This is a genomic window from Aquamicrobium soli, assembly GCF_042646345.1.
GTDB lineage: Bacteria > Pseudomonadota > Alphaproteobacteria > Rhizobiales > Rhizobiaceae > Mesorhizobium > Mesorhizobium soli_A.
This window is the reverse complement of record NZ_JBHRTK010000034.1, coordinates 39112-51719: the sequence shown is the minus strand read 5'-3', so window position 1 is coordinate 51719 and position 12608 is coordinate 39112. Positions and strand designations below refer to the sequence as shown.

The 12608-nt window shown below is 64.0% G+C and carries 11 protein-coding genes; 3 read left to right on the top strand and 8 right to left on the bottom strand.

The genetic code is table 11. The annotated features are described in order from the left end of the window. Position 1: 1 nt before the first annotated feature. Both ACFOHJ_RS23855 and ACFOHJ_RS23850 read right to left on the bottom strand, forming a co-directional pair. Positions 2–1033, bottom strand: a complete 1032-nt coding sequence (locus tag ACFOHJ_RS23855; protein WP_378225492.1) for a quaternary amine ABC transporter ATP-binding protein — start codon at positions 1031–1033, stop codon at positions 2–4. 98 nt (positions 1034–1131) lie between these two features. Further along, positions 1132–2097, bottom strand: coding sequence for an ABC transporter substrate-binding protein (locus ACFOHJ_RS23850; protein ID WP_378225491.1), 966 nt, complete (start codon positions 2095–2097; stop codon positions 1132–1134). Between the two features lie 225 nt (positions 2098–2322). Here ACFOHJ_RS23850 and ACFOHJ_RS23845 point away from each other — a divergent pair, with 225 nt between their 5' ends. Then, entirely contained in the window at positions 2323–3108 is a 786-nt protein-coding gene (locus ACFOHJ_RS23845) for a DeoR/GlpR family DNA-binding transcription regulator (RefSeq protein WP_378225489.1), read from the top strand. Positions 3109–3117: 9 nt separating this feature from the next. Here ACFOHJ_RS23845 and ACFOHJ_RS23840 read toward each other — a convergent pair whose 3' ends face one another. From ACFOHJ_RS23840 to ACFOHJ_RS23815, 6 genes are all read right to left on the bottom strand, one after another. Beyond that, positions 3118–4125, bottom strand: a complete 1008-nt coding sequence (locus ACFOHJ_RS23840; protein ID WP_378225487.1) for an ABC transporter ATP-binding protein — start codon at positions 4123–4125, stop codon at positions 3118–3120. An 11-nt stretch (positions 4126–4136) separates the two neighbouring features. Next, entirely contained in the window at positions 4137–4967 is an 831-nt protein-coding gene (locus ACFOHJ_RS23835) for a carbohydrate ABC transporter permease (protein ID WP_378225485.1), read from the bottom strand. Positions 4968–4977: 10 nt separating this feature from the next. Beyond that, positions 4978–5835: a carbohydrate ABC transporter permease gene (locus ACFOHJ_RS23830; protein WP_378225483.1), complete on the bottom strand. Its 858-nt coding sequence runs from the start codon at positions 5833–5835 to the stop codon at positions 4978–4980. Between the two features lie 111 nt (positions 5836–5946). After that, positions 5947–7269 carry an ABC transporter substrate-binding protein gene (locus tag ACFOHJ_RS23825; RefSeq protein WP_378225481.1) on the bottom strand — a complete coding sequence of 441 codons (1323 nt, stop codon included), beginning with the start codon at positions 7267–7269 and terminating at the stop codon, positions 5947–5949. Between the two features lie 116 nt (positions 7270–7385). Beyond that, positions 7386–8816, bottom strand: a complete 1431-nt coding sequence (locus ACFOHJ_RS23820) for an amidase (protein WP_378225479.1) — start codon at positions 8814–8816, stop codon at positions 7386–7388. Next, positions 8809–9411, bottom strand: a complete 603-nt coding sequence (locus ACFOHJ_RS23815) for a gluconokinase (RefSeq protein WP_378225478.1) — start codon at positions 9409–9411, stop codon at positions 8809–8811. The genes ACFOHJ_RS23820 and ACFOHJ_RS23815 overlap by 8 nt, the downstream gene beginning before the upstream one ends. Positions 9412–9522: 111 nt before the next feature. On the opposite strand from ACFOHJ_RS23815, the gene ACFOHJ_RS23810 reads away from it, so the two are divergent. Both ACFOHJ_RS23810 and ACFOHJ_RS23805 read left to right on the top strand, forming a co-directional pair. Then, positions 9523–10539: an HTH-type transcriptional regulator GntR gene (locus tag ACFOHJ_RS23810; RefSeq protein WP_378225476.1), complete on the top strand. Its 1017-nt coding sequence runs from the start codon at positions 9523–9525 to the stop codon at positions 10537–10539. Between the two features lie 310 nt (positions 10540–10849). Next, positions 10850–12604: a PQQ-dependent dehydrogenase, methanol/ethanol family gene (locus ACFOHJ_RS23805; RefSeq protein WP_378225474.1), complete on the top strand. Its 1755-nt coding sequence runs from the start codon at positions 10850–10852 to the stop codon at positions 12602–12604. Positions 12605–12608: the final 4 nt, after the last annotated feature.

Below are 12608 nucleotides of genomic sequence, written 5' to 3'. Positions count from 1 at the left end.
TTCAGCCGCGCATCATCAGTTCGACCACGTCGGCGCGGTGCAGCACGCCGATGGTCCTGTCTTCGGCATCGACGACGCGAAGTTTTTCCTTGGCCTCGCCGAAGAGAGCGGCCGAGCCGGCGACCGTCGTGCGCGCCGGCACCGCGATCTCGCCGCCGATCGACGAGGCGTCGCCATCGACCGGCCGCATGACCGACGCGACCCGGATCACCTTGGCCTTGGAGACGTTGCGCGTGAATTCCGTCACGTAATCGGTGGCCGGGTTGAGCACGATGTCTTCCGGCGTCCCCGCCTGCACGACCTCGCCGTCCTTCATGATGGCGATGCGGTCGGCCAGCCGGATCGCCTCGTCGAAATCGTGCGTGATGAAGATGATGGTCTTTTGCAGTACCGATTGCAGGCGCATGAACTCGTCCTGCATCTCCCGCCGGATCAGCGGGTCAAGCGCCGAGAACGGCTCGTCGAGGAACCACAATTCCGGCTCGCCGGCGAGCGAACGGGCGATGCCGACGCGCTGCTGCTGGCCGCCGGACAGTTCGCGCGGGAAGAAGCGCTCCTTGTCGGAAAGGCCGACCAGCTCGATCATCTTGCGGGCGCGGGCCTCGCGCGTCGCCCGGTCGATGCCCTGGATCTCCAGTGGAAAGGCGACGTTGGCCAGCACCGTCATGTGCGGCAGCAGCGCGAAATGCTGGAACACCATACCCATCCGATGCCGCCGCAGTTCGATCATGCGCGCATCGTCGGCCGTCAGCAGGTTTTCGCCGTTGAACAGGATTTCGCCCGCAGTCGGCTCGACCAGCCGCGACAGGCAGCGCACCAGCGTCGACTTGCCCGACCCCGAAAGCCCCATGATGACGAAGATCTCGCCGGTGCGAACTTCCAGGTTGACCGCGCGCACGGCCCCGACGAGACCGTTGCGGGACAGTTCCTCGCTGCTGGCGACCGCTCCCGCCTTGTCGAGGAATTCCTTCGCTCCCGCGCCGAAGACCTTCCAGACATTGCGGCAAACGAGTTTCGGTTGCAGTTCGGCCATTGTCGCCCGCGCATCATCGTCCAGCGACCTCGCGGCCGCCGGCTTTCAGGAAAAACTGAGGAGGGCGGAGGCGACGGAGCGCCGCGGCCCGTCCCGGATTACTTCTTGATCCACTCAGACCAGCGCGCCTCGTTGGCGCCGATCCATTCGGCCACGACGTCGTCCAGCTTCTGCCCGTCGACGTCGACCTTGGAGATCATCTGGCCCATCTCCTCATTGTCGATGGTGAAGGCCTTGATGGCCTTGTAGGCATCGGGCCACTTGTCCTTCACGCCGGCCCAGCCGACCTTCCAGATATTGCCGTAGGGCTTGCCGCAGTCATAGGCGGCATCGGTGTTGATGCCCCAGCTCGGGTCTTCGTAGCATTCCTTGGTGTATTCGGGGAACTGGACCCATTCGCCCTTGTACTTGATCGGCGCCCAGTGCGGCGCATAGACCCACATGATGATCGGCGCCTTGCGCTGATAGGCGCTTTCCAGCTCGGCGAAGAGCGCGGCGTCGGTGCCGGCGTGAATGACTTCGAACGGCAGGTCGAGCGCTTCCACGCGCTCCTCGTCGAAGCCGCCCCAGGTCACGGCGCCGCCGAGATAGCGGCCCTTCGGCGCGGTTTCGGGCGTCGAGAACGCTTCCGCACAAGCTGGGTCCTTCAGCGCTTCCCAGTTCGGCAGGCCGGGACACTTTTCCTTCATGTATTCAGGGAACCACCATTCTTCCTTGGCCTGCAGGCCGCTCGGCCCGAAATTCTCGACCTTGCCGGTGGCGGTGGCCGCATCCATGGCCTCGCGCCCGGTGGTTTCCCACATCTCCATCGCCACATCGAGGTCGCCGGTTTCGAGGCCCGCGAACTGCGCCAGATAGTCGGCCTGCACATATTCCACGTTGTTGCCGGCCTTCTTCAGGATCTCGCCCATGAGATGGGTGGTGATGAGCTGGCCGGTCCAGTCATGTAGGGTGAGCTTGATCGGGTCGCTGGAATCCTCCGCCGAGGCGGGGGACAGCATAAGGGCGGTGCTCAGGGCCAATGCCCCAAGCGCGGCCTTGGTCACGTGGTTGCGCGAAAACATCTCTGGAGCCTCCCTGCTCGCTTACTGGCGTATCGGGGCCGTGCTGTCTTGCGCAGCATCGACCTCACCATCACCAGGCAGTGTCACCTTGGTTTCGTCGGCTGTCAACGCAATCCTGTGGTTTTTTTTGGGATTTTGACCGACCCACGCGAACAACCTTGCATCAGCGGGCAAATTCGCCCTAGAAACGGTCATGAACGCTCGTCGCCACAAGGCATGAAGCCGATGATCCACTCCAAGAGACACGGTGAAATCCTGCGGCTCCTGGGGGAGCAGGGTACCGTCACCATCACCGAACTGGCCGACCGGCTCGGCGTGTCGCCGGAAACGGTGCGCCGGGACGTCAAGCCGCTTACCGACGACGGCGTCGTGGTGAAGATGCATGGCGCCATCGGCCTGCCTTCGATGACCGGCGAAGCGCCGTTCGAGCGGCGCATGCGCGAAAATGCCGAAGCCAAGAAGGCGATCGCGCACATGGTGGCCGCGACCATCCGCGACGGCGAATCGATCATGCTCGACACCGGGACCACCACGAGTTTCCTCGCGCGCGAACTGCTCGGCCACCGGCGGCTCACCGTGGTCACCAACTCGTCGGATGTCGCCCGTACGCTGGCGACGGTCAACGACAACAAGGTCTACATGGCCGGCGGGGAGCTACGCAGCGATTCCGGGGCGGCCTTCGGCATTTCGGCCATCGAGTTCGTCAGCAATTTCAGCGTCACGCACGCGATCATCTCCACCGGCGGCGTCGACGCCAGTGTCGGGGTCATGGATCACGACCTCGCCGAAGCGGAATTCGCCCGCATGGTGCTGTCGCGCGGGCAGCGCTCCGTGGTCGTCACCGACCACACCAAGTTCGGCCGCCTCGGGCTGGTGCGGGTATGCGGCCTCGACGGCATTTCCGAACTGGCCACCGACCGGCCGCCGCCGGCCGACATCGTCGAAGCCCTCGCCGTCAGCGGCACGCGGCTGGCCGTCGCCGACCTGCCGGCATCGCCGGCCTCCAGCTAGGCCGGCGTTTCAGGCGGAGCGGATGGCGTTTCCGTCTGCCGCGAACCGGTAGATCTTATCTTCCTGCGGGGTGGCGTAGACGGCCTGGTCGGCAGCCAGATCATCGGCGGCCCCGACCTTGAGCGTTACCGTCTCCTCCGTATCGAGGATGACGTAGACGACCGCTTCGGCGCCGAGATGTTCGACCCGCTCGATCTTGCCCTGCCACTTGCCGGCGCTGTGCGAAAGGGCGACGGTCTCCGGCCGGATGCCGATCGTATGCGCCCCGTATTCGCCGGCCTTGACCCCCTTGATGAAATTCATCTTCGGCGAGCCGATGAAACCGGCCACGAACAGGTTCGCGGGGTTCCTGTAGAGCTCGAGCGGCGTATCGAACTGCTCGACACGGCCCGCGTTCATCACCGCGATGCGGTCGGCCATCGTCATGGCCTCGACTTGGTCGTGGGTGACATAGATCATGGTGCTGCGCAGACGGCCGTGCAGGTCCAGTATCTCCTTGCGCATGCTTACCCTGAGCGCGGCGTCCAGGTTGGACAGCGGCTCGTCGAACAGGAAACCCGTCGGCTGGCGGATGATTGCCCGGCCGATGGCTACCCGCTGGCGCTGGCCGCCCGAAAGGGCGCGTGGCCGCCGTTCCAGGTAGGGCAGGAGATCGAGGCTCTTGGCCACTTCATGCACGCGCGTCTTGATCAGGTCGGCCGAAGCACCCGCCATCTTGAGCGGAAAGGCGATGTTCTGCTGGACGGTCATATGCGGATAGAGCGCATAGGACTGGAACACCATCGCCAGCTTGCGCCGGGCCGGAGCGGCGTGGGTGACGTCCTGCCCGTCGATCAGGATCCGCCCTGCCGTCGGCTCCTCCAGGCCCGCGACCACGCGAAGCAGCGTGGACTTGCCGCAGCCCGAAGGGCCGACGAAGACTACGAACTCGCCGTTCTCGATCTCGAGGTCGGCGCCGGGAATGACGACCTGGTTGCCAAACGATTTCTTCAGGCCTTCGATCTTGATCGAACCCATGACAATGTCTCCTACTTCACGGCGCCGAAGGTCAGGCCGCGAACAAGCTGCTTCTGGCTGATCCAGCCGATAATGAGGATGGGGGCGATGGCCAGCGTCGAGGCGGCGGAAAGCTTGGCCCAGAAAAGCCCCTGCGGACTGGAATAGGAAGCGATGAAGGCCGTCAGCGGGGCAGCCTTCACGGCGGTCAGGCTCAGCGTCCAGAACGCCTCGTTCCATGCCAGGATGATGTTGAGCAGCATCGTCGAGGCGACGCCGGGCAGGCTCATCGGCAACAAGACGTAGACCAGTTCACCCAAGGTCGTCGCCCCGTCGATCCTGGCGGCCTCAAGGATATCGGAGGGAATCTCCTTGAAGTAGGTGTAGAGCATCCACACCATGATCGGCAGGTTGGCGGTAAGGATGACGAGCGTGATCCCCGGCAGCGTGTCCAGGAGCCCGACGCTCTTGAAGATGAGGAAGATCGGCACCAGCGCGCCGACCGCCGGCATCATCTTGGTGGAAAGCATCCACATCAGGATATGGCGGGTCCAGCTCGTCGGCTGGAACGCCATCGACCACGCCGCCGGAATGGCCAGCACCATGCCGATCACCGTCGAGCCCAGCGAGATGACGACCGAGTTCAGAAAGTGGGAAAAATACTCGGAACGCGCATGCACCTCGAAATAATTCTCGAGCGTCCACTGCGCGGGCAGGAAGACCGGCGGGAAGGCGATGGCCTCGACCTCGGTCTTGAAGCTGGTCAGCACGGTCCACAGGATCGGGAAGAACATCAGCATCGCCACCGTCCATCCGAGACAGGTGATGGCGGCCTTGAAGAGAATGGGGCGTAGCGATCTCATCGCGGGTTCCTCACGCTGTCAGGTTCTTGCCAGCAAGGCGGATGGCGAAAACGGCGACGATATTGGCCAGGATCACGGCGATGATCGCCCCGGCGGAGGCGGCGCCGACATCGAACTGCATCAGCGCCTGCACGTAGATCAGATACGGCAGGTTGGTCGAGGCGTAGCCCGGGCCGCCGCTGGTGGTCACGAAAATCTCGGCGAAGATGGCAAGGATGAAGATCGTCTCCATCAGGATCACCACGGCGATGGCGCGGCCGAGATGGGGCAGGATGAGATAGATGAAACGATCGATCGGCCCGGCGCCGTCCATCCGCGCCGCCTCCTGCTGCTCGTTGTCGAGCGACTGGAGCGCGGTGAGGAAGATCAGCGTGGCGAACGGAAGCCACTGCCAGGAAACGATGATGACGATGGAAAGCAGCGGATAGTTGCTCAGCCATTCCACCTGCGGGAGGCCGAGCTTCATCGAGATCCATGCGAATATCCCGTAGGCGGGATGCATGAACATGTTTTTCCAGACCAGCGCGGACACGGTCGGCATCACGAAGAAGGGCGCGATCACCAGCAGGCGGGTGAAGCCTCGCCCCCACATCGGCTGGTCGAATAGCAGGCCGAACAGGATACCGCCGACGACCGTGATCGCCAGCACGCCCCCCACCATCAGCAACGTGTTGACGATCGCCGGGAGGAAGGCCGGGTCCGTCAGGAAGAAGGCGTAGTTGCTCCAGCCGGCAAAGCCGTCGAGAGCCGGATTCATCAGGTTGTAGAGGCGGAAGGAAAGCCACAGCGTCGTCGCCAGGGGAACGATCATGCCGATGACGAGCAGCAACACTGACGGCGCGAGCGCGAGCCGATTCACTGTTTTCATCCGATGGCCAGACATTGCTTGTCCCGTCCTGTGTTCCTGTCCCCGCGGTTCCGGGAGGCCTTGCGGCCGCGAGCCATGGCTGGCTTGCGGCCGCAATTCCCGAACCCGTCGTTACTTCTTGTAGTAACCCGCGCGCTCCATAGTACGCTCGACATAGGTTTGCGACTCTTCGAGCGCCTGGTCCCCGGTCTTGGCTCCGGTCAGGGCGGCGGCGATGTTCTGGCCTACCGTCGTGCCGAGCGCCTGGAACTCGGGAATGTCGATGAAGCCGGCGCCCGTGTAGGGCACTTCATTGACGGTCGGCTTGGTCGGGTTGACCGCCGAGATCGCGGCAAGGACCTTGTCCGCGAACGGCTTTGCGACTTCCTGGTATTCCGGCAGCGCGTAGGTGGACTTACGCGTTCCCGGAGGGGCCAAGAGCCAGCCCTCGCTTTCGCCGACGAGGCGCGCATATTCCTTCGAGGTCGCCCATTCGACGAACTTCTTGGCAGCCGGCGCGTTGCTGGTGACGCTTGCCGGGATGGCGAGCGCCCAGGCGCCGCTCCAGCCGGCCGCCTGCGGGTTCTTGTCGGTGATCGGGAACGGCGCGAAGCCGGTGGTGTCGGAAACCTTCGATTCCTTCGGGTCGAGCAGGTAGCCGGCGGTGACCGTCGCGTCGATCCACATGCCGCACTTGCCGCTGCTGAACAGGACGCGGTTCTCGTTGTAGCCGTTGGTGGACGCACCCGCCGGGCCCGCCTTCTTCATCACGTCGAGGTACCAGTTCAGGCCCTGGCGCCACGGCTCGCTGGTCAGGCGCGGCTTCCACTCCATGTCGAACCATTCGCCGCCCAGCGCCGCCACGACGGTGGTGATCAGCGGCGTGTTCTCGCCCCAGCCCGGCTTGCCGCGCAGGCAGATGCCGCTGATGCCGTTTTCCCTGTCGGTGATCTTCTCGGCGAAGCTGGCGATATCGTCGAGCGTGGGCTTCTCCGGCATCTCGATGCCGGCCTTCTCGAACAGGTCCTTGCGGTAGAAGGTGATCAGGCTTTCGCCGTAGAACGGCGCGCCGTACATGACGCCGTCGACGCTGAGGCTCTGGCGTGTCGCCGGGATGAAGTCGTCATAATCGTAGCTGGTGCTGAAATCGTCGAGCTTGGTCAGCCAGCCCATCTTGGCCCAGAGCTGCGTCTGGTAGGAGTTGACCGAGATCACGTCGAACTGGCCGGCCTTGGTGGCGATGTCGGCCGCCAGGCGCTCGCGCAGCACGTTCTCTTCGAGCACGACCCAGCGCAATTTGATGCCGGTCTTGTCCTCGAATTCCTTCGACAGCTTCTGCATGATGATCATGTCGCCGTTGTTGACGGTCGCAATGACGATCTCTTCGGCGGAAGCCATCGATACGGCACTTCCCAAAGCCAGCGCGGTACCGAGCGCCGTCAGGATCTTACGCATTCCATTCCCTCCTCATTGTCCGGCCCTTCGAGCCGGTTCCGGTGAACGATGCCGCCGGTACAGCACCGGTGGCTTCTGAAAGCGGCCCACTTCGGTCCGCAACTCGGGTGGCCTTCTCAGCGATCGTCACCGATCGCCGAGAAAACCGGGTCCATGGGTTTCAACAGGCCGACACGCCTTTCGATCGCTTCGGCCGCGACAAGCAGGCGCTCTTCCTCGAACTGCGAAGCCATGAGCTGGACGCCCATCGGCACGCCGGCGACCGGGCCCGTCGGGACGGCCATCGACGGCAGGCCGAGCAGCGGCGGCACATGCAGCGGCGAAAGCTCCAGCACCATGGCCTCGGTCAGGGCGACAGGATCACGGTAGAAGTCGACCGGCTGCGGCTTGCGCCAGGCCGTGGGCGTCAGCACGAGCGGATAGTCGCGCATGAACAGGAGCCATTCGCGGATGATGGTCGTGCGTCGCGCCAGGCCTTCCCGGAACTGGTCGAAGTCCACCGGCGGCACCGCCCCGAGCAGGGCGCGGGCCTCGTTGATCTCTTCGGGCGGCGCATGCGCCTCGATCATTTCCAGCATGCCCTGCCGGATTTCGTGGATCAGCAGGCGATCGCGCAGGGCCGACGCCTCGGCAAAGCGCGGCGGCGTCACTTCCTCGACCTGGTAGCCGGCATCCGCCAGCCATGCGGCGGCCTGGCGAACGGCGGCGACCGTCTCAGGGTCCCGTTCCACGCCGGGCAGGTCCGCCAGCATGGCGACCTTGCTCGGACCCGGAGCCGGACCCCGCACCACCGGCTCGTGCACGGACCACGGATCGCGCGGGTCGTGCCCAGCCATGGCCCAAAGCGCCAGGCGCAGGTCGGCGACTGAGCGCGCGAACGGGCCGTTGACCACGGCAAGCTGCGACATGATCGGCAGGTCGGCCGGGGAGGTGCCGCTGTAATGGGCGACGCGCCCGAAGGTGGGGCGGATGCCGAATATGCCGCAGCAATAGGCCGGGTAGCGGATGGAGCCGCCGCTGTCGTTGCCGTGGGCGAGCGGAACCATGCCGGTGGCGACCGACACCGCCGCGCCGCCGCTCGACCCGCCGGGGGAAAGCTCGGCGTTCCACGGGTTCAGCGTGCGTCCGTAAAGGTTGTTGTTGGTGAACAGGCCGAACGACATCGCCGGTGTGTTGGTCCTGCCGACGACGATGGCGCCGGCGTCGCGCCACTTGCCCACCAGCGGCGAATCCTCCGTCGCGATACGGTCGGAGAAGGCGGCCACGCCATTGGTCGTCGCCCGGCCGGCGACGTCGATATTCACCTTGATGGTGACCGGCACTCCATGCAGCGGCCCAACGTCTTCTTGGCGCGCGAGGGCGGCGTCGGCTTCCAGCGCCGCTGCCCTGCCCTCGGCCTCCATCGTATCGACGATGGCGTTGACCGCCGGATTGACCTGCGAAACCCGCCGCTGGCAGCTTTCGAAAACCTCGAGGCAGGAAACGTCCTTCTTGCGAATGGCGGAGGCGATCTCCCCCGCGCCCCAGCGCCAGATTTCTTCACTCATGGAGGTCACCCCTCGCCATGCCCGATTCGCCGCGCGCACCGACGCCGCCATGGCCGGCATTGAGCAGCCGCAAGGCCTTCGACAGCACGCCGGCCTCGCTGTCGTCGATCGACAGGCTGCCGCCCTCCTCGTCCGCGCCGGGCGGCTGCAGGATAGCCAACTGGCTGCCGAGCAGTTCGATCGGCATGAAATGGCCGCGCCTGCCTTCCAGCCTGGCCCGGATGGTTTCCACCGAACCGGACAGGTGGACGATCGACAGCGGCCCCAGCGCTTGGCGCAGGACATCGCGGTAGCTTCGCTTCAGCGCGGAACAGGCGATGACGACGGGCCGGCCGTGCCGCTGCCTTTCGCGGCGCGCCGCTTCTGCAACCGTTTGCAGCCATGGCCACCGATGCGTGTCGCTCAAAGGCTCGCCGTTCGACATCAGGCGAATGTTTTCTGCCGGGTGATAATCGTCGGCCTCGATGAAGCCGGCCCCAATCCTGCCGGCCAAAGCCTTGCCGATCGTGGATTTTCCGGCTCCGCTTACGCCCATGACCAGTACATAGCTCGCCTTTTCGGCGGCATCGGCGGCGTTCGGCGTACCCTCTCCCACTCGGCTCTTCTCCTTCAAGTCAGGAAGCTTTACTGGATGAAAGCGCTTGCAGAGTCAATATCACTTTTCAAAATCCAAAATGAATGCGACAAGCGGTCGAGGTGGAGCGGAATGATCGAGGGACGGGTCAGGCTTTCGGATGTGGCGAGGATAGCCGGCGTCAGCGCGGCCACGGTGTCACGCGTGCTGCACCGGCCCGACATGGTGTCGGCGGACGTCTGCGAACGCGTCAACAAGATCGTCGAGGAACTGGGCTACATCGCCAATCCCGCCGCGCAGGCGCTGGCCTCGGCGCGAACGAACGTCATCGGCATCCTCGTTCCGTCGCTGACCAACAACGTCTTCGCCGACGTGCTGCGCGGCATCTACACGATCGCACAGGACAGCCCCTACGATGTCCAGTTCGGCAATACGCGTTACTCCAACCTGGAGGAGGAAAACCTTCTCCGCATCTTCCTGAACCAGAAGCCGGCCGGACTCATCATCGCCGGCACCGACCAGTCCGCCGCTTCCCGCGCCATGCTCGCCCAGGCGACCTGCCCGATCGTCCAGATCATGGAAATCGGCGAAGACCCCATAGACATGATGGTGGGTTTTTCCCATGTGGACGGCGCCTATGTGGCGACCGCCCACCTGGTCGAGCGCGGCTATAGGCGCATCGCATTCCTCGGCGCCCGCATGGACCCGCGAACGCAGCGCCGCCTGCAGGGCTACACCGCGGCCCTGGAACGGGCCGGCGTGTTCGACGAGCGGCTCATCGTCACCACGCCGCGCGCCTCGACTGTCACACTCGGCTGCGAGCTCCTTTGCCTGCTCCTGGAGAAGGACCTCGCTGCCGACGCGGTCTTCTGCAACAATGACGACCTCGCGCTGGGCGTCCTGTTCGAATGCCAGCGGCGCCGCATTCCGGTGCCCTCCAGGATGGGCATCTGCGGCTTCAACGACCTCGAGATGATGGCGGTCGCCAATCCGTCCGTGACCAGCGTCAAGACCTTCCGCCTCGAGATGGGAGAGGAAGCGATCCGCATCCTGATCGACAAGATCGAGGGGCGGCCGGTGCCCGAAGGCCCGATCGACCTGGGCTTCAAGCTGGTCGCCCGCCAAAGCACGCAGGGGCTGGCCCGCTAGGCCGGCATCGCCTTATCTTCGGGATCGTGGCGCAAATATCGATCAATGCAAATACGCTTTTCCATTGCCTCGATACATACCGAAATTACCTGGAAATATTTATTAATAAATTCCTAAATATCGATTTTTATATAACACATTTTCAGATGAACTGAACTTATCTAAAACACATCTAGATATTTCTGCGTTTCCATACTCCTGGCATCAATATCCGTACCTTTCTGGCTCCCCGCATTACAGCGGACGCTACTCGACTCTGATATCCCCCATGTTATGGTGGTCCATTGACTGCCAAAGGGAGGATACCAACATGGCGTTTCTACGCAGGAGTGTGCTTTCCATTGTAAGTGGGCTGGCATTGGCCGGCTTGGCGCACACAGCCAGTCTGGCGGATGTCAGCAGTGACGCCCTGCTCAAGGCGCAAGACAACGGTGGCGAGTGGCTGATGTACGGCCGCAATTACCTGAACCAGCGCTACAGTACCCTCGACAAGATCACCAAGGAAAACGTCTCGCAGTTGAAGCCGGTCTTCGGCTATTCCACCGGCGGCAAGTTCGCCGGGCTCGAGGCGACGCCGCTCTTCCATAACGGCACACTCTATTTCACCGCGGACTATGCACGCGTGTTCGCGCTCGATGCGCGCACCGGCACCGTGAAGTGGTACTGGGAGCCCGAATACGAGGACGGGCTTGAAGCGGTGCTGTGCTGCGGGCCGGTCAATCGCGGCCTCGCGATCTCCGGCGACAAGGTCTATGTCGGCACCCTCGATGCGCGTCTGGTCGCCCTCAACATCAAGGACGGCAGCGTCGCCTGGGAAAAGAAGATCGACGAGTGGCAGAACGCCTACGCCTCGACCGGCGCTCCGCTGGTGGTCAAGGGCAAGGTCATCGTCGGCATCGCCGGCGCCGAATACGGCGTGCGCGGTTACGTCCGGGCCTATGACGCGGAGACGGGCAAGGAGCTCTGGACCCGCCATACGATCCCGGGGCCGGGCGAACCCGAGCACGACACCTGGCCAGGGGAAACCTGGAAGACCGGCGGCGCCAGCACCTGGCAGACCGGCGCCTACGACCCCGAGACGAACCTGCTCTATTGGGGCACCGGCAATCCCGGCCCGTGGAACTCGGACCTGCGCAAGGGCGACAACAAATGGAGTTGCTCGCTGCTGGCGATCGATGTCGATACCGGCGAGATCAAATGGGGCTACCAGTATACGCCCAACGACGCCTGGGACTATGACGGCAACAACGCGCCGGTGCTGATGGACGTCACCATCGACGGCAAGCCGCGCAAGGTGGCGGTCCAGGCCAACCGGAACGGCTTCCTCTATGTGCTCGACCGCGTGACCGGCGAGTTCATCTATGCGTCGGCCACCGTCGAGGGCATCAACTGGACGAGCGGCCTCGACCCGAAGACGGGCCGTCCGACGGTCAACGAAGACAAGAGGCCCAAGAGCGGCGGCGACAAGGTGGAGCCCATCATTCCCGGCCTGGAGGGCGGCACCAACTGGTTCCCGATCGCTTCCAACCCGGACAAGGGCATCGTCTATCTCAATACCAACGACTGGGTCATGTCGCTCAAGGCCTGGAAGCCGGAAGACGTGGTCTACAAGGCCGGCTCCCTCTACATGGGCGTCGACTACCAGATGTACCGGCACAAGGATAAGACGGGCTACCTCAAAGCCTTCGACGTGGCGAACAAGAAGTGGCTGTGGGAACTGCCGAGCGCGCTTCCGATGTTCGCCGGCGTGCTGGCGACGAAGAACGGCCTGTTGTTCACCGGCGACCAGCTCGGCAACTTCATGGCTGTCGACGCCGACAGCGGCAAGCAGTTGTGGCGCTTCCAGACCGGCTCGGGCATCAACGCCTCGCCGATCACCTACGAGCTCGACGGCAAGCAGTATGTGGCGATCCTGTCCGGCCTCGGCGGCGATCCCAGCTTCTACTTCTCCGGGCCGAAGGGCGGCATGCTGTGGGTCTTCGCCGTCGACGGCGAGGTGAAGGACACCACGAGCTTCAACCCGCAACTCATCGAAACCGCGTTGCCCGTCTATGGCAAGCAATAGCAGG